Below are 16,861 nucleotides of genomic sequence, written 5' to 3' on the forward strand. Positions count from 1 at the left end.
CTGCGCGCCGGGTCTGCGAGGCAGCATGCCGTCCGCTGACGCCCCGGTTGCGCCGATGCCGCTGTTCGAGCGGCTCGAAGACGACGCCCCGTTCGTGTCCGCCGAAGTGCCGGCGCGGCGCACGCTCACGTCCAATGGGCTGCGCGATTCGGTGCGCGCCGAACTGATCCGGCTGCTCAATACGCGACGTGGGCGCAGCAGCGCCCGCCGTCCGCTCGACGTGCTCGATTACGGCCTGAAAGACTGGAGCGCGAACGACGCCGCGCGCGCCGCGGATCGCAGCGGGCTCGAGCGCGCGGTGGTCGAAGCGATCGCGGCGTTCGAGCCGCGTCTGACGCACCCCAGCGCCCAGATCGAACCGGAGCCGGATGCACCCTGGCGGCTGCGGCTGCGCATCATGGGCACCCTCGACGCCGGCGCCGGTCCCTTGCCGGTCGCCTTCGTCGCACAACTCGCCGACGGCCAGCCGGTCGGAGTGGTCGATGAACGAATCGCTTGACGACCTGCTGCTCGACTACTACCAGCGCGAACTGACCTATTTGCGGCGCGCCAGCGAGAGCTTCGCGCAACGCTATCCGAAGATCGCCCGCCGCCTCGAACTGGGGTCCGGCGAAAGTGCCGATCCGCATGTCGAACGCCTGATCGAAAGCTTCGCTGTCCTGACGGCACGTATCCAGCGCACGCTCGACGACGAATACTCGGAGCTGACCGACGGCCTGCTCGAGCAGTTTTACCCTTATGCCGCGCGGCCGTTGCCGTCCATGACGATCGTGCAGCTCGAAGCGGACCCGACCCAGGGCAGCGTCGCCACCGGTTACGCGGTGCCGCGCCAGACGCCACTGGTCCACGTGACGCCCGACGGCACGGCGGTGCGCTGGCGCACCTCGGCGGACGTGACGCTCTGGCCGATCGCGCTCGAAGCGGCCGAGATGCTCAATGCCGAAGAGGCGCAGACGGCCACCGGCGACCCGGGCGTGCAAGCGGCGCTGCGCTTGTCGCTGCGCTGCACGGGGCTGCACCGCTTCGGCCAGTTGCCGATCAAACGCTTGCGAGTGCGGCTCGCGGGTTCGCCCGTCAGCGCCGCGACGCTTTACGATCTGCTGTGCGCGCATGGCGCGGGCGTTTACGTGCAAGCGCCGGGTGCCCGCGCGCAAGCGCTTGCCGGCAAGCCGGAACCGGTTGGCTTCGACGACGAGGAAGCGCTGCTGCCGCTCGAAGACGGCGTGCACCCGGCGTGCCGCCTGCTGGTCGAATATTTCGCCTTCCCCGAGAAGTTTGCGTTCTTCGATCTGCCGTTCGAACCGCCCGCGGACACCGGCGAGCGCATCGATCTGCTGATTGGACTCGACGCGGCGCCGAGCGGCCGCCTCACGCTCCAGGCGCATGACTTCGCGCTCGGCTGCACGCCGGCGCTGAATCTGTTCGCCCGAACCTCGGAGCCGTTGCGTCCCGACGGCACCCAACGGGAGCTACGCGTGAGCCCCGACGCGCACCGAGAGGCCTGCACCGAAATCTACGCCGTGCGCAAGGTGCGCTCGGTGAGCGGCCGTGAGGTCGTCGAAGTGCCGCCCTACTACGGCGTGCAGCACGGCAGCGGTTCGACACTCTACTGGCACGCCCGGCGCGTGACCGGCATGCATCCGTCGCGGCCGGGCAGCGACATGATGCTGACCTTCGTCGACGCCTGCTTCGATCCGGCGAGTCCCGCCGCGCGCACGCTTACCGCCGAGCTGCTCTGCACCAACCGGCATCTGGCGCACACGCTGGAACCCGGCACGCTGCTGGCGTTCGAGCAACCGGGCCCGGTGGCCAGCGTGCGCATCGCCCATCGTCCGACCCGGCAAAGCTTTGCCGCACTCGACGGCAGTTCGCGCTGGCGCCTCGCTTCGCAGTTCGTGCTCAATCACACGCCGCTGGTCTCTGGCCCGCAGGCGCTGCAGTCCTTGCGCGAGATGCTGGAACTGCACAACCTCGCGACCAACCCCAGCGCGCGCCGGCAAGTCAGCGGGCTCATGAGCGTGAGCAGCGAAGCGATCGTCGGGCATGTGGGCGCGGACTTGTGGCGCGGCTGGCAAAACGGCTTGAAGGTGCGCATCGAACTCGACCACACGCATTTCGTCGGCGCCAGTCCGGTCATGTTCTCCGGCGTGCTGGCCCACTTCTTCTCGCTGTATGCGAGTGTCAATCGTTTCGTGCATACCGCGTTGATGCGCGACGGCAGGGAGATTCACGCATGGCGGCCACTCCAGGGCAGCCCGCTCGTTCTGTAGCGCAGCGGCTCTTCGACGAACCGTATGCCTTCGAATTTGCGCAGGCGGTGCGGCTGCTCGAACTGCTGCGGCCCGGCTCGGTGCCGCTCGGCACCGGTCTCGATCCACGCGCCGAAGCGCTTGCGCTAGCCGGAGCGCTCGCGCCGGTGTTCGCGCCGAGCGCCCTTGGCGCATTGCGGCGCGCCGCGCCGCGTGCCCTCTCCGCGGAGGCCGAGGCCGAGGCGGCGCCCCTCAACGGCGCAGACGGCGCCGCGCCGCAACCCGAACTGCAAGTCAACATGTTCGGACTGGGCGGTCCCGACGGTCCGTTGCCGGACGCGTATCAGGAATGGCTGCAGGACCGCTTGCGGCAGAAGGACACCTCCGCGGTCGCTTTCCTCAACCTGTTTCAGCACCGGCTGCTGGCGCTGCTCTACCGGGCGCAGCGCAAGTACCGCGTCGCCGATCCGTTTCTCGCGCCGGCCCACAGTCCCGCGCAGACCATCTTGCGCGGCTTGACCGGCCTGCCGCTGGCAAGGCGCGATAGCGCGCCGCCGGTCGGCGGCCTCGACGTCTCGGCGACCCTCGCGCGGGCCGGGCTGATGGCTAACCGGCGCCGCTCGCTCGCCGGCTTCGACGTGATCGCGCAGCATCATTTCGGCGTGCCGGTGCGCACCTCGCCGTTCGCAGGCGGCTGGCGCACACTGGCCGACGAAAGCCAGAGCCGCATCGGCCGGCGCGGTCGCAATCATTACCTTGGACAAGGTGCGGTGGTCGGCTCGCGGATCTGGGACGAGCATCGCGGCATTCGCATTGCGATCGGCCCGCTGCCGCTCGACGGCTATGAATCGTTTCTGCCAGGCGGCCGTTGTCATGCGGATCTGCATGCGCTTGCCTCCGCGTATTTCGGCGCCGATCTCTATCATCACCTCGACCTGCATCTCGCGGCGGGCCAGCAGCCCAAGGCGCAGTTGTCGCGGCAAGCGCCTTTGCGACTCGGCTGGACCGCATGGGTCGGCGCGAGCGACACGCCGCCAGCCCGCACCGCGCATATGCGGCTCGGTCCCGTGCGGCCCGGCGAACGCAGCGGCAGCGCAGGATGAGCCTCGATCTGAAGACGCTGGTCGGCACCCTCGAACGCTCGACGCGCGGTGCGCTGGAACGCGCCGCGCAGCGCTGCCTGCAACTGACCCATTTCGAAGTGGAGATCGAGCATCTGCTGCTCGAGCTGATCGACATCGAGGGCGGCGACCTCGCTTGCGTGCTGCCGCACTTCGCACTGGAGCGCGATGCGCTGATCGCCGAGATCAATCGCGCGCTCGAAAAATTCAAGCGCGGCAATACCCGCACGCCGTCGTTCTCGCGCAATCTCGTCATGCTGCTGCAGGATGCGCTTGTTCTGTCTACCGTCGTGCTGCAGGAGCCGCTGGTCAGTTCGGGCACCCTGCTGCTGGCTTTGCTCGAAAGCGATGCGATGTGCGCGCAGTTGTCGGCCAGCGTGCCGTCGATCCTGCGCGTCTCGCGCGCCGCGTTGCGCATGAATCTGAAAGCGTGGCTCGAACCGTCGAGCGAACCCGGTGTGGGAGGCACAGGTTCGCTCGCGGGCGGTATGAGCGGCCTGGGCGGTGTAGGTGGCCTGGGCGGTTCAAGCCGCGCAAGCGGCGCCGGTAGCGCGGCAGCATCCGCGCTCGAGCAATACACGCTGGACCTGACCGCCGAAGCGCGCGCCGGACGCATCGATCCGATCGTCGGCCGTAACGGCGAAATTCGCCAGACCGTCGATATCCTGCTGCGGCGCCGGCAAAACAATCCGATCCTGGTGGGGGCGCCCGGCGTGGGCAAGACGGCGGTCGTCGAAGGCCTGGCCCTGCGGATTGCCGCGGGCGAGGTGCCGCCGCCGCTCGCCGCGGTCGCGCTGCGCGTGCTCGACCTCGCCTTGCTGCAGGCGGGCGCGGGCGTCAAGGGCGAGTTCGAGCAACGCCTGAAGAGTGTGATCGACGAGGTCAAGCGCTCGGCGCAGCCGGTCATTCTCTTTATCGACGAGGCCCATACGATGATCGGCGCCGGTGGCGCCGAGGGGCAAAGCGACGTCGCCAACCTGCTGAAGCCGGCGCTCGCGCGCGGCGAGTTGCGCACGATCGCGGCCACCACGTGGCTCGAATACAAGAAGTATTTCGAAAAGGACCCTGCCCTCGCGCGGCGCTTTCAGTTGGTGCAGGTCGAAGAACCCGACGAGCAGACCGCCGTCGCGATGCTGCGCGGCGTCGCCACCAAACTCGAGGAACATCATGGCGTCGCCGTGCTGGAAGCGGCGATCGTCGATGCCGTGAAGCTGTCGCATCGCTATATTTCCGGCCGCCAGTTGCCCGACAAGGCGATTGCGGTGCTCGATACGGCCTGCGCGCGTGTCGCGTTGGCGCAACACGACACGCCGCCGCAACTGGAAGCCGCACGCCATCGCGAACGCGCGCTGCACGAGGAACTGACGCGGCTCAAGCGTGAACTGGTGCTCGGCGCGAACCACGCGGCACGGCTTGCCGTGCTCGACGCCGAGCATCAACGCAACGCGGCGCTCGCGCGTGAACTCGAGGCGCGTTGGCACGACGAGTCCGCCGCGGTGCGCGAAATCCTCAGCGCGCGGGCGCGGCTCGCCACGCTAGACCAGACCTTGCGCACAGACCCGCAGGGACCGCCCGGACTCAGCGAGGAGCTCGACGACCTGAGCGCCGAACTCGCCCGGCTCGAAAGCGGGCTCGAAGCGATTCGCGACGACGATCCCATGGTGCCGGTCTGCGTCGACTCGAAGGCGGTGGCCGCGGTGATCGCGAGTTGGACCGGGATTCCGGTCGGCAAGATGCTGGCCGACGAAGTGCATGCGGTGCGCACGCTGAAGGTGCGCCTCGCGCAACGCATCATCGGCCAGGAGGCCGCGCTCGACCGCATCGCCAAACGCATCCAGGCCTATCGCGCGGGTCTCACCGATCCCTTGAAGCCGGTGGGCGTGTTCCTGCTGGTCGGACCGACGGGCGTCGGCAAGACCGAGACGGCCTACGCGCTCGCCGATGCGTTGTACGGCGGCGAGCGCAATCTGATCGCGGTGAATCTATCGGAGTACCAGGAAGCGCATACCGTGTCGCAACTGAAGGGCGCGCCGCCGGGTTACGTCGGTTACGGCATGGGCGGCATGCTGACGGAGGCGGTGCGTCGTCGGCCCTACAGCGTGGTGCTGCTCGACGAGATCGAGAAGGCCCATCCCGATGTGCTCGAGGCGTTCTATAACGTCTTCGATAAAGGCACCATGGAGGACGGCACCGGCCTGAGCGTCGATTTCCGCAACACGGTGATTCTGGCGACCAGCAATGTGGGCGCCGAACTGCTGCTGCACACGCCAGCCGACCTGCTCGCCACCGACGCCTTCGCGCGCAAGCTGCGCGACGTACTGCTGGAGGCCTTCCGCCCGGCGTTTCTGGCGCGCATGACCGCGGTGCCGTATCGCGCGCTCGACGACACAGTGCTGCGCGGCATCATCGAAAGGAAACTGGAGGAGTTGAGAGTGCGATACCACGCGTTCACCGGCAAGCAGTTCGATTTCGACGCGGGCATCGTCAACGCGGTGCTGGCGCGCTGCCGTTCGGCCGGCGCGCGCGAAATCGACAACGTGCTGATGAACGAACTGGTCGGCACGCTCGCCCAGTGGGCGCTCGAATGACGCCCGCGCTCACGGCACGCTCTCCTCGCTATGACCACCCGCCTTACTCACTTGTGATGACATGCCCCGTCCCATCCCGACCGACGACACCACCCGCCTCGCGTTCGCCGGCGCGCCGTTCGATACCTTGTTCCCCGCGCAGTTCAGCGGCCGCGAAGCGATCGGCGCCGTCGCCGAGTTGAGCGTGCGCGCCATCGGCGCGGCACCGCCCGTTGCGCTGGCCGGCTTCACGGGCAAGCACGCCACGCTCTCTCTCGTGTGGGGCGAGACGCCGCGCCTGCTCGATGCCGTCTGTACGCGAGCGGCGCAATTGCCGTCGACCGTCGACGGCAGCCATTACGCATTCGAATTGCGCTCGTGGCTCTGGCTGCTCACGCTCGCCTCCAACAACCGGATCTTCCAGGGCAAGACCACACAGCAGATTGTCGAAGCCGTTTTCAGCGGCCACAGCGCGACGGATTTTTCGTTCTCGTTGACCGGCACTTACACGGCACGCGAATACTGCGTGCAGTATGCCGAGACCGACTTCGCCTTCGTCAGCCGCCTGTGCGAAGAGGAAGGCTGGTTCTACTTCTTCCAGCACGAGAGCGGCAAGCACACGCTGATGGTGGCCGACCATACCGATGTCTTCGCGACGCTGCCGGGCGCCGCGACGCTCGCCTACACACCGGGCCTTACCGGCGAGCGCGAAAGCGGCCAGATTCTCTACTGCGAACTGGTCGAGCAAAGCGTGAGCGGCGTGTTCGCCAGTTCCGACTACGCGTATCTGACGCCCACCTCGCAATTGTTTTCGCAGGCCGAGGCCGTGGCCGCCGACCCCAAGGTCTACGAATACCCCGGCCGCTATCAGACGAGCGGCGACGCCGCCTCGATCACCAAGCGGCGCATTGACGAGTTGCGCAGCAGCGCGCGCCGCCTGATCGGCGAAAGCGACTGCCGCGCACTGCTGCCCGGCTACAAGTTCACGCTGAGCGACCACGAGTCGACCGACGCCAACATCGAGTGGGTGGTGGCGAGCGTGGTCCACGACGCGAATCACGACAAGTATCGCAACCGCTTCGAGGCCTTCCCCGGCACCACGGCATACCGCCCGCCGCGCACGACGCCGCGCCCCGTGATGCCGACGCAGACGGCAACCGTGGTGGGCAAGGCGGGCGAGGAACTCTGGACCGATCAGTACGGACGCGTCAAGGTGCAGTTCCATTGGGATCGGGACGGCACGAACGACGAGAACAGTTCGTGCTGGGTCCGTGTCGCGCAACCGTGGGCCAGCAAGCGCTTCGGCGCGCAATTCATGCCGCGCATCGGCGACGAGGTGGTGGTCACCTTCGTCGATGCGGATCCGGATCGCCCGCTGATTACGGGCAGCGTCTATAACGGTGCGAACCAGCCGCCCTATACGCTGCCCGACAACCAGACGCAGTCGGGCATCAAGACGAGCAGTTCGAAGGGCAACGCCGGTTTCAACGAACTGCGCTTCGAAGATAAAAAGGATAACGAAGAAGTTTTCCTGCAGGCGCAAAAAGACCTGAACGCGAAGGTGCTGAACGACGCCACCTGGACCGTCGGCCACGACGAAACCCGCACCATCCAGAATGCGCGCACGCACACGGTGAAAGAAGCCGACGACACCCTGGTGGTGGAAAAAGGCAATCGCAGTGCAACGGTGAAAACCGGCAACGAAACCGTCGATATCGCCGGCACCCGCACCGTCAAGGCCGGCGGCGACGAAACGCGCAGCGTCGGCGGCAATCTCGCGCAGACCGTCAGCGGCAATTTCACGCTGAGCGTGGACGGCAATCTGACCATCAAGGTCGGCGGCACCCTCACGCTGCAAAGCACCGGCGACCTCAGCGCGAAGACCGACGGCTCGATGAGCCATCAGGCGGCGGTGTCCTTGACCAATCAGGCCGGCACATCGTTGACGAACAAGTCGGACGGCACGCTCTCGAACGAGGCGCAAAGCGTGTCGAACAAAGGTTCGGTCGAACAGACCGTGGACGGGGGCGCCATGCTGACCGTCAAGGGCGGCATTGTGAAGATCAATTGAGCCGGCCATGAGCAGCCAACCTCAGGATGTGAGCGTGAAGCACGGCGACTCCGGTGTCGAAGGTACGCTGGTGGGCGGCGCGCTGCACGGCGCCGCGCGCATTTATGCGGATGGCGTGATGCTGGCGATTCTGCGCTACGTGCATGGCCGCCTGGGCGGTCCGGCGACGCTTCTCTATCCGGATGGCAAGCCGTCCGCGCAACTCCACTACCTCGACGACAAGCTCGATGGCAAAGCGGTGTACTACGCGCAGGACGGCACGGTGCAACGTGAGGCGCACTATGTGCGCGGCGCGTTGAACGGCGACAGCAAGACCTATCTGCCGGACGGCACCCTGCTCGAGCACGCCCGCTACCGGCAGGGCAAGCTGCACGGCCTCGTCGAGCGCTTCCATAGCAACGGCCGGCTCGCCGAGCGGCATCTGTATGGCGCGGGCAAGCCGCTTCAGCCCGGCGAACGTTATGCCATGGATGGCCGGCCGCTCGATGCCGAGGGCAAGCCGTTGTCGCGCTGGCGCGTGGGGTGGCGCAAGCTGTCCGGCACCCCACCCGCCCAGCAGTGAGCGCTCAGGGCACCAGCGTACTGGTTTGCCCCGGCTGCGCGACCTTGATGACGCCACCCCATGCGCAGATCAGCGTGCCTTGCGCATCGAGCGCAGGGCCTGGGCCGATCAGCACGGTCGGCGCGCCGCCCGGGATCCATGGCGCGGGCGTGACCGGCACGCAGGGCATCGGCGTAAACACGCCGAGCGCCGCCGCGGTAGCGGCAATCACCGCGGGGTTCGCCACGCTCTGGCACATCGCGAACGGCGTGATGTTGACCACCGGAATGGAATCGAGCAGCGTGGCCGCCGGCACGCCGCCGACCATCGTACGATTGGCAGGCAACACGTTCAGCACGCCTGGCGCGCCGCCGAACGAACATTGCAGCGTGGCGCCCGCGCATACCTGTAGATTTGCCATACGGCCTCACTGTTTCAGCAACCGCTGTGCCCGGCAACGGCCAGCGGGAACGTGTCGTTTTTCCGTCTGGAGTTACCGCCGGGTAGCGCCTATCCTTGTCTCACACCTGAGCAGCAAGGTGAACCCAAAACGGAGAAAATCAAATGACAGTCTCGATCTCGCGTCGCGCTCTCATGCTTCTCGCCGGTCTCGCCCTGGCGGGCGCCGTCACCCTGGCTCAAGCAGCTCCCGTCTCCTTTACCGTACCACTCTCCGGCGATCAGCAGGTCCCACCCGTGCAAACCCCGGGCAGCGGCACCGCTAACCTCACCTATGATGCCAGCACACATGTGGTGACGTGGAACATCACCTTCAGCGGCTTGACGGGGCCGGCCACCATGGCGCATTTCCACGGCCCGGCGCCGGCGGGTAAAAACGCCGGCGTGAAAGTCTGGATCTCGCAGAAAGGCAATATGGAGGTGACGAGCCCGCTCAGCGGTCAAGCCACGCTCTCGGCGGACGACGCCCAGATATTCGAAGCGGGCAATATGTATATCAACATCCACACCAAGGCCAATCCGGGTGGCGAAATCCGCGGCCAGGTGATGCCGCCGAAGGGCAACTGAACTGAGGCGATCGCTCATGCAGCAGCTTGCGCGGTACTGCATGCATTGTGTGTGCAAGCCCGTTCCGCCGGCAACACGCCTAGAGATACACCGCAAGCAGAATAACCGCCGCCGCGCCGATCGACAGCAGCAGCAAGGCCAATAGCACAGGCTTTTGCCGCGGCGCGGCGATCGCCGACGGCAGCGGTTTGTAGCCGCTCAGCATCGGCCGCAGGAGATTGTGTCCCTTCACCACGGCGTACAGCGCGATCACGCAGACGTGCAGCGCGACCGCCGCCAGCAGCACGTCCCACCCCACCGCATGCAGCGTCGAAATGGCGTTGGCGAGCCACGCCGGCACGTGTTCGCTGAGCGGTCCTTCGTCGGCGACCTCGTTGTACACGTACAGGCCGCTAAGCGTTTCCATCAGCAGCAGCGCGAGCAGGAGCAGCACCATCCAGCCGCCCGCCGCGTTGTGGCCCACCTGCAGATCCGGCTCGCGGCGAAACAGATGATGCAGATGCCGCCACGCCGACGCGGGCGACGCCACGAAGCTGCGAAACCGTGCGGTCTCGCTACCGAAGCAGCCCCACAGCAGGCGGAACAGCACGAGGGCCAGCAGCGCTTCGCCGATCCGCACGTGCCAGTCCATCCAGTTCAGCTTCAGCGTCGCATACGCCCCCGCGACCAGCAGCACCACCAGCCAGTGAAACAGCCGGGTCGGCGCATCCCACACCAGCACGCGGCGACGAACCGGTTGCCCCGGCGGCGGTACGGGTTCGTCAGCGTTCATGCGTCGCGCCTCCCGGGGCAAGCGTCTACCGCCATGCCGAATCTATCTAGAACAGATACAAGCCCGCCACGAACACGACGCCCGAGAACAGCAGCGCCGTCACGCAATAGCCCATGATGTCGCGCACGCCGAGTCCGGCAATCGCCAGCGCCGGCAGCGCCCAGAACGGTTGCGCCATGTTGGTCCAGGCCTCGCCGTAGGCGATCGCCATGGCCGACTTGCCGAGGTCCGCGTGCAACGCTTGCGCTGCCGGCATCACGAAGGGCCCCTGCACCACCCAATGACCGCCGCCGCTCGGCACCGCGAAATTGATCACCGCCGAACTCAGGAACGCCAGCAGCGGGAAGGTATGGACGTTGGCAATATCCACGAACCAGCGCGTGATCACGCCGGCGAGTCCCGAATGATCCATCAGCGCCTGAATGCCGGCGTAAAACGGAAACTGGATCATGATGCCCGAGGCGCCTTTCGCTGCCACGCCGACTGCGCGTGCATAGGCCATCGGCGTTTTGTGCAGCACCATGCCGGCGGCGAGGAACACGAGGTTCACCGTATCGATGTCCAGCGTAAACCCCTTCTGCACCGTCCGCACGACGAGATACACCGCGCACACCAGCGCGACCAGCAGCGCCAGCACGCGGCTCTCTTCGAGCCGCTCGGCGAGCGTCGCATCGGCGGGCAGCACGCGTTCCACCGACGGCGGATCTTCGAGCAGCGCCGGGTCCACGGCCACCACGTCCTCGGGCCTGGGCATCATCAGCCGCGCGAGAATCGGCAGCAGCACGATCAGCCCGAACGTGATGAACGCGTTGTAGCCGGTGAAGATCGTGTGCGAGACCGGAATCAGCCCGACGGTCTTTTCCAGCGGATTACCCTTGGTGGCCGCAACCAGCGGCACGGAACCGGAGAGTCCGCCGTGCCACGTCAGGAAGCCCATGTAGGCGCTTGCCACCAGCAGACGGTAGTCGGTGCCCTGCACGCGCCGCGCGACTTCGCGCGCCAGCATCGCGCCCAGCACCAGGCCGAAGCCCCAGTTGATCGCGCACGCCACGGCGCCGCAAAACGCCACCAGCATCACGCCTTGCGCGGGCGTGCGCGCGGAGCTGGCCAGCGCCACCAGCAGCCGCTTGACCGGTCCCGAACTGGCGAGCGCATGACCGGTCACCAGGATCATCGCCATCTGCATCGAGAAGGCCAGCAGGTTCCAGAAACCGCTGCCCCACATGGTGACCAGTTCGGCGGGCGCCTTCGGCGTCAGGCTGAATGCCAGCACAAAGGTCGCAATGGTCAGGAAGATCGCGAAGATCAACGGATCAGGCAGGACGCGATGGACCACCTGGGTAAAGAAACGCGAGATACGCTGAATCAAGTGTCTACTCCTCGTCACCGGTACTAGTTTTTAGTGGGCGGCTTAACGGTGCATTTTTTCTTTCGCCCACGTCCCCGGCCGCGATTCTTGCATGAAATGCAGGCCTTTGCTGCGGCGCGCACAAAGCAAAGCCGGCCGTCAGCTCACACTGACGACCGGCTTTTTACTGTCACGCCCTGCTTTCGCCAAGGGCGTGGCGGGTGCAACACCCTCAGAACTTGTGGCGCAGACCGACGCTGACCAGTTCCTGCGTGTTGGTGCCGCCGTAGCCATACGAACCCACCGAGGCTTGCGCGGCGACCACGGCGGTGCCGTCGGCGCTAAGCGTTTCGCCGCTGGCGTGCTGCCATGCGCCCACCAGGTACACGTCGGTACGCTTGGACAGGTTGTAGTCCGCGCCCACCGAAACCTGGTGGTACGTCGCGCCGGTGTCGCCGCTCGACTTCGTATAGCTGTAGCCCACGCCCAGCAGGATCGCCGGCGTGGCCTGGTAGTCGAGGAAGCCCTGGCCCGTGTTGAATTTCTCCGTCGACGCGAACGCCGATTGTCCGTCCGCCTTGTACTGCGCGTTGCTGTAGCCCGCGCCGAACGTGAACGGACCGGCCACATACTGCGCCGCGACGCGGGCAATATTGATGGACTTCGCGCTCTGCAGGCCGAGGTTGATCAGCGAGCCGTCGAAGGTGCCGTCGGAGGTGCCGCCCCAGCCGGTGCCGGTGGTCGTGGAAGGCCGCACGAGACCGTCGACCGACGGATTGTCGGCCACGAAGTAACCCGCCGCCACCGAGATCGGACCGTTGTTATACGACGCGGCCGCCGACCAGGTCTGTCCCGAGCCGGTCTGTCCCGCCACACCGCCGAACGCGTACATACCTTCGACCTGCAGGCCCGAGAACACCGGCGACACGTACTTGATCGCGTTGTTGGTGCGCGAACTGTTGTCGTAGTTGTCGACGTCGCCTGCGGTGGCGAACGTGCTGCCGAAATAGTTGTCGGCCGTGATGCCCTGCACCAGGTCGACGAGCGGATCATATTGGCGACCCAGCGTGAAAGTGCCGTACTGGTCCGCGCTCAAACCCACGAACGCCTGACGGCCCCATTCGCGGCCGCCTTGCGCCAGCGCACCCGTGCTCGGGTTAAAGCCGTTTTCCAACTGGAAGATGGCCTTCAGACCGCCACCCAGGTCTTCCTGGCCTTTCAGGCCCCAACGGCTGCCGGACAGATCGCCGTTACTCGCATTGCCGACCGACCACTGATTTTGCCCGGCCGCATTGGCGTTATGAACAAAGGTAATGGCGGTATCAATCGTGCCGTAAAGCGTAACACTGCTTTGTGCTTGCGCGGCGCCCGCAACGCCCAGCAGTGTCAGCGAGAGAGTGGAAAGCGCGATTCTTTTCATCATTTCTCCGTGCCAATGAATGATTCAGTTATTGCGAAATGGACAATAACGCGACGCACTCTTCCGGAACACTGAAAAATATTACCTGTCGCGAAAAGTTAACAGGCAGAAAATCCTTACCAAACAACGGACTGACGGACTATTGCGGGAGTGGAAATACTCATTTGACGCAAAGACTAGTATTAATGCGCCATTCGCTAAAATGCGAAATTCCATTCATCATACTGCCGATTCATTATACTTTTCGCAAGAAAGCGGGCTGAAATATTCGTGCAGTAGTTAGTTCAACGAGCGAATGGGCATTCAAGCAATTTCCGTACGCGGCTCAGTATTGCCGCTTTAAGTCCGTGCGCTTATCCGGGTGTGGCTGGGGCGCGGCGGTAATGAATATGGGCCGGCACCTGCAACGAATCGGGATGCGCATTGCCTTCGAGCATGTCGAACACGCCGCGCAGGCTGTGCTCGGCCAGTTGCCGGCTGTCCTGCACGATCGCGTCGATGGCGAGCGGCAGGCAGTCGAGCAGTTGATGGTCGTCGAACGACATCAGGCGGCCCGGTGCCTGGGTCAGCCTATGGGCCTCGCTCATGAACGACAGCGCGCCTTCCAGCAAGGTGATCGAGCCGGTGAACAACGCCTGCGGATAACGGCCATGGGTCGCGAACCACGCTTGCATCAGGGCGTGGCCGGATTCGCGCTGGTAGTCGCGCTGGTGGACCCAGTCCGCGGCTTCGTTCAAACCGTGCTCGGCCAGCGCCTGGCGATAGCCCGCCAGACGGTCGCGGCTCGCCGAGAGTTCCGACTGACCGCCGAAGTACACCACCTCGGTCACGCCGTCCTTGATCGCATCGCCTACGAGCGTCGCGACGATTCCCGTCGCATCGGTCACGACAGACGGAATCGCGCTGCCTTCGACGCGGCGGTCGGCGAACACCAGCGGCAGGCGCTTCACCCACTTCTGGTAGCGCTCGGGGTCGGCCGTGCACGGCACCACGACGAGGCCGTCCACCTGGTGCGAGACGAGGTGGGCAATCCCCTCGGTTTCGCGGACCGGGTCTTCGTCGCTCGTCACCACGACCAACTGGCAACCGTACTGGCCGCGGCATTGCCATTCCATGGCCTGGGCCAGCGCGGAGTGCACGGAGTTGGTGAGGTCGGGGATCACGAGGCCAATCGTATTGCTGCGCCGCGAGCGCAGGGCACGCGCCGATTGCGACGGCGTGAAATGGTGTTCCTTCGCGACCTGCAGGACCCGCTCGACGGTCGCCGCGGAGATGCGATAGCGCTCGGCATAGCCGTTCAGCACCATGCTCGCGGTGGTGCGGGACACGTTCGCCAGACGGGCGATGTCGTCAATGGTCAGACGCTCGAACTGGGTCACGCGGACTTCCTCGCGGCAGGTGGGCCGACGCCCTCGATCACGAAGCCCTGGCAGCGCCTGCAGCGGCACGATGGCCCAAGGCCGACGCGTCATTGCGCCAGACAGGTAGTGGGGGGAACGCCGCCACGCGGGTGGTTACCGGGCGGCGGCGAGCACTGCATCGACGTTGATATCAGTGCCAGATGGTACTACGGGGACGCGCGGCTGGAAACCGGCTTACTGTTTGTACAGATTCAGCGGAACCGGGATGAACTTGTCCACGGCCTGGCCGTCCACCAGCTTCTTCGCGGTCTGCACGCCGTACTGGCCGATCAGTTCCGGCTGCTGCTGCACGGTGGCGGCCATCGTGCCGGCCTTGACGGCGGCGATGGCGTCGTCGGTGGCGTCGAAGCCCACCACCGCCACGTTCTTCAGGCCGGCGGCCTGCAGCGCCTTGACCGCGCCGAGCGCCATCTCGTCGTTCTGCGCGAACACGCCCTGAATGTCCTTATTGCTCTGGATGATGTTTTCCATCACCGACAAGCCCTTGGCGCGATCGAAGTCAGCCGGCTGCCTGGTGACGATCTTCACACCGCCCTTCGCGTCCACTTCCGTATCGAAGCCGGCGCCGCGCTCGTTGGCGGCGGACGAACCCGGAATGCCCTGCAGTTCGACCACGTTGCCCTTGCCGCCCAGCTTGTCGACGAGGAAGTCCGCCGCCATCTTGCCGCCGGCCTTGTTGTCGGAGGCAATGTGCGAGCTGACTTCGGCGCCGTTCACGCTGCGGTCGAGCGAGATCACCTTGATGCCCTTGTCCGTTGCTTCCTTCACGACGTTGGCGACGGCCGACGAATCGGTCGGGTTGATCAGGATCACGCTGACCTTCTTCTGGATCAGATCTTCGACGCTCGCCTGCTGCCTGGCCGGGTCGTTCTGCGCATCCACGGTGATCAGCGTCACGCCGTCCTTCTTCGCTTCGTCTTCGGCGCCCTTGCGCAGCGAGACGAAGAACGGGTTGTTGAGCGTCGAGATCGACAGGCCGATCGTCACGGCGCCGCCCGCGGCCGGGGCGGAGGCGTCGCTCGCGCCCGCCGCCGCGGTGCTGTCCGGGCCCTGTTTCGAACAGGCGGCGATGCCGACCAAGAGCAATGCTGCGAACAGCGGGGAGATGATTTTCTTCATTGTCGTCCTCCTGAGTCCTTTGAGTAGAGTGTGACGTGGATCGTTTAGTGGTACTACGCGGCTTGCGCCGCTACTGCTTTAGAAAAATCGGTTTGCGGCCGCGCTCATACAGACGAGCGCGGCACAGAGGCGCCCTACTTCTTGTTGCCCCGGTCGATCAGCACGGCCAGCAGGATCACCCCGCCCTTGATGACCTGCTGGTAGAACGACGAGACATCCATGAGATTCAGACCGTTGTTCAGCACGCCGATCAGCAAGGCGCCCACCAGCGTGCCGAAAATCCAGCCGCGCCCGCCCGTCAGGCTGGTGCCGCCGAGCACCACGGCGGCAATGGCGTCGAGCTCGTAGCCGGTGCCCGCGGTCGGTTGCGCGGAATTCAGGCGCGAGGTCAGCACGACGCCGGCAAGCGCCGCCATCACGCCGGAAATGGTGTACACCCACAACTGGATGCGATCGACCTTCACGCCCGAGAGCTTCGCCGATTCGGCATTGCCGCCCGTCGCGTAGACGTGGCGTCCGAACACCGACTTCTTCAGCACGAACCAGAAGACCGCGAACATGATCAGCATCAGCACGACCGGGATCGGCACCAGCCGCGCCACATAGCCGCCGCCCAGCAGCGAAAAGAAATCGCTGTTGAAGCTGCTGATCGGGCTGCCGTTGGAGACCACCAGCGCGAGGCCGCGCAGCACGGTCATCGAACCGAGCGTGGCGATGAACGGCGCCACCTTGCCCTTGCTGATGACGAGGCCGTTGAAGAGCCCCATCACGCCGCCGGCCGCGATGCCGGCGAGCGTCGCCAGCACGGCCGGCACGCCGCTTTGCATGAGGCTCGCAATGATCACGGATGAGAGCGCCAGCACCGAGCCCGCCGAGAGGTCGATGCCGCCCAGCAGGATCACGAGCGTCATGCCGAACGCGATCAGCGCGTTGATCGACGCCTGGCGCATCACATTGAGCAGGTTGTCGAGCGTCAGGAAGTTGGGGCTGACGATGGAAAGCCCCACCGCGATGATCAGCAGCGCGATGAACGGCCCGAGCTTTTGCAGCGTGGCCTTGGTACTGGGTGTCATGGTCAATTGCGACATGTCGTGTCTCGCTCGTTTCTCGCTCGGATCTGGATGTCGGCGCTTTGGGTCGCCGTCAAACGTTGAACAGGGGCGTTGCCGCCGTGCCGTTCAGGGTGTCTCGTTCAATGATTGGCTC

At 65.7% G+C, this 16,861-nt stretch carries 14 protein-coding genes; 7 read left to right on the top strand and 7 right to left on the bottom strand.

The features are described 5' to 3' along the window. Window positions 1-25: 25 nt before the first annotated feature. From tssE to P3T42_RS01830, 6 genes are all read left to right on the top strand, one after another. Window positions 26-499: a type VI secretion system baseplate subunit TssE gene (gene tssE / locus P3T42_RS01805; protein WP_074299007.1), complete on the top strand. Its 474-nt coding sequence runs from the start codon at window positions 26-28 to the stop codon at window positions 497-499. Beyond that, on the top strand, window positions 483-2,270 hold the full coding sequence (gene tssF / locus P3T42_RS01810; protein WP_429305002.1) for a type VI secretion system baseplate subunit TssF: 1,788 nt from the start codon (window positions 483-485) through the stop codon (window positions 2,268-2,270). The genes tssE and tssF overlap by 17 nt, the downstream gene beginning before the upstream one ends. Then, entirely contained in the window at window positions 2,234-3,352 is a 1,119-nt protein-coding gene (gene tssG, locus P3T42_RS01815) for a type VI secretion system baseplate subunit TssG (RefSeq protein WP_429305003.1), read from the top strand. Before tssF ends, tssG begins: the two co-directional genes overlap by 37 nt. Beyond that, the gene (gene tssH, locus P3T42_RS01820) at window positions 3,349-5,958 is read left to right on the top strand and encodes a type VI secretion system ATPase TssH (protein ID WP_074299001.1); all 2,610 of its coding nucleotides are present in this window, start codon (window positions 3,349-3,351) and stop codon (window positions 5,956-5,958) included. Before tssG ends, tssH begins: the two co-directional genes overlap by 4 nt. Window positions 5,959-6,019: 61 nt before the next feature. After that, on the top strand, window positions 6,020-8,008 hold the full coding sequence (locus P3T42_RS01825) for a type VI secretion system Vgr family protein (RefSeq protein ID WP_429305004.1): 1,989 nt from the start codon (window positions 6,020-6,022) through the stop codon (window positions 8,006-8,008). Between the two features lie 7 nt (window positions 8,009-8,015). Then, the gene (locus P3T42_RS01830; RefSeq protein ID WP_074298997.1) at window positions 8,016-8,570 is read left to right on the top strand and encodes a toxin-antitoxin system YwqK family antitoxin; all 555 of its coding nucleotides are present in this window, start codon (window positions 8,016-8,018) and stop codon (window positions 8,568-8,570) included. Between the two features lie 4 nt (window positions 8,571-8,574). On the opposite strand, the gene P3T42_RS01835 is transcribed toward P3T42_RS01830, so the two are convergent. After that, a complete protein-coding gene (locus P3T42_RS01835) occupies window positions 8,575-8,970 on the bottom strand; it encodes a DUF4280 domain-containing protein (RefSeq protein ID WP_429305005.1) in 396 nt (131 codons plus the stop codon). A 143-nt stretch (window positions 8,971-9,113) separates the two neighbouring features. Here P3T42_RS01835 and P3T42_RS01840 point away from each other — a divergent pair, with 143 nt between their 5' ends. Continuing rightward, entirely contained in the window at window positions 9,114-9,575 is a 462-nt protein-coding gene (locus P3T42_RS01840) for a CHRD domain-containing protein (RefSeq protein ID WP_429305006.1), read from the top strand. Between the two features lie 79 nt (window positions 9,576-9,654). Here P3T42_RS01840 and P3T42_RS01845 read toward each other — a convergent pair whose 3' ends face one another. From P3T42_RS01845 to P3T42_RS01870, 6 genes are all read right to left on the bottom strand, one after another. Continuing rightward, window positions 9,655-10,347 carry a cytochrome b/b6 domain-containing protein gene (locus P3T42_RS01845; RefSeq protein WP_429305007.1) on the bottom strand — a complete coding sequence of 231 codons (693 nt, stop codon included), beginning with the start codon at window positions 10,345-10,347 and terminating at the stop codon, window positions 9,655-9,657. Between the two features lie 46 nt (window positions 10,348-10,393). Next, window positions 10,394-11,716: a TIGR00366 family protein gene (locus tag P3T42_RS01850; RefSeq protein ID WP_429305008.1), complete on the bottom strand. Its 1,323-nt coding sequence runs from the start codon at window positions 11,714-11,716 to the stop codon at window positions 10,394-10,396. A gap of 211 nt (window positions 11,717-11,927) precedes the next feature. Beyond that, window positions 11,928-13,115: a porin gene (locus tag P3T42_RS01855; RefSeq protein WP_429305251.1), complete on the bottom strand. Its 1,188-nt coding sequence runs from the start codon at window positions 13,113-13,115 to the stop codon at window positions 11,928-11,930. 353 nt (window positions 13,116-13,468) lie between these two features. Continuing rightward, window positions 13,469-14,494: a LacI family DNA-binding transcriptional regulator gene (locus P3T42_RS01860; RefSeq protein ID WP_429305009.1), complete on the bottom strand. Its 1,026-nt coding sequence runs from the start codon at window positions 14,492-14,494 to the stop codon at window positions 13,469-13,471. Between the two features lie 216 nt (window positions 14,495-14,710). Continuing rightward, the gene (rbsB, locus tag P3T42_RS01865) at window positions 14,711-15,655 is read right to left on the bottom strand and encodes a ribose ABC transporter substrate-binding protein RbsB (RefSeq protein WP_429305010.1); all 945 of its coding nucleotides are present in this window, start codon (window positions 15,653-15,655) and stop codon (window positions 14,711-14,713) included. Between the two features lie 134 nt (window positions 15,656-15,789). Beyond that, window positions 15,790-16,743, bottom strand: a complete 954-nt coding sequence (locus P3T42_RS01870; RefSeq protein ID WP_074298983.1) for an ABC transporter permease — start codon at window positions 16,741-16,743, stop codon at window positions 15,790-15,792. Window positions 16,744-16,861: the final 118 nt, after the last annotated feature.

The organism is Paraburkholderia sp. GAS38, assembly GCF_050434965.1.
GTDB classification, from domain to species: domain Bacteria; phylum Pseudomonadota; class Gammaproteobacteria; order Burkholderiales; family Burkholderiaceae; genus Paraburkholderia; species Paraburkholderia phenazinium_A.

What these genes read in the sequence shown, in the direction of transcription:
- tssE (WP_074299007.1), top strand. Translation starts at nt 26, where the DNA reads ATGCCGTCCGCTGACGCCCCGGTTGCGCCGATGCCGCTGTTCGAGCGG.
- tssF (WP_429305002.1), top strand. Translation starts at nt 483, where the DNA reads ATGAACGAATCGCTTGACGACCTGCTGCTCGACTACTACCAGCGCGAA.
- tssG (WP_429305003.1), top strand. Translation starts at nt 2,234, where the DNA reads ATGGCGGCCACTCCAGGGCAGCCCGCTCGTTCTGTAGCGCAGCGGCTC.
- tssH (WP_074299001.1), top strand. Translation starts at nt 3,349, where the DNA reads ATGAGCCTCGATCTGAAGACGCTGGTCGGCACCCTCGAACGCTCGACG.
- P3T42_RS01825 (WP_429305004.1), top strand. Translation starts at nt 6,020, where the DNA reads ATGCCCCGTCCCATCCCGACCGACGACACCACCCGCCTCGCGTTCGCC.
- P3T42_RS01830 (WP_074298997.1), top strand. Translation starts at nt 8,016, where the DNA reads ATGAGCAGCCAACCTCAGGATGTGAGCGTGAAGCACGGCGACTCCGGT.
- P3T42_RS01835 (WP_429305005.1), bottom strand. Translation starts at nt 8,970, where the DNA reads ATGGCAAATCTACAGGTATGCGCGGGCGCCACGCTGCAATGTTCGTTC.
- P3T42_RS01840 (WP_429305006.1), top strand. Translation starts at nt 9,114, where the DNA reads ATGACAGTCTCGATCTCGCGTCGCGCTCTCATGCTTCTCGCCGGTCTC.
- P3T42_RS01845 (WP_429305007.1), bottom strand. Translation starts at nt 10,347, where the DNA reads ATGAACGCTGACGAACCCGTACCGCCGCCGGGGCAACCGGTTCGTCGC.
- P3T42_RS01855 (WP_429305251.1), bottom strand. Translation starts at nt 13,115, where the DNA reads ATGAAAAGAATCGCGCTTTCCACTCTCTCGCTGACACTGCTGGGCGTT.
- rbsB (WP_429305010.1), bottom strand. Translation starts at nt 15,655, where the DNA reads ATGAAGAAAATCATCTCCCCGCTGTTCGCAGCATTGCTCTTGGTCGGC.
- P3T42_RS01870 (WP_074298983.1), bottom strand. Translation starts at nt 16,743, where the DNA reads ATGTCGCAATTGACCATGACACCCAGTACCAAGGCCACGCTGCAAAAG.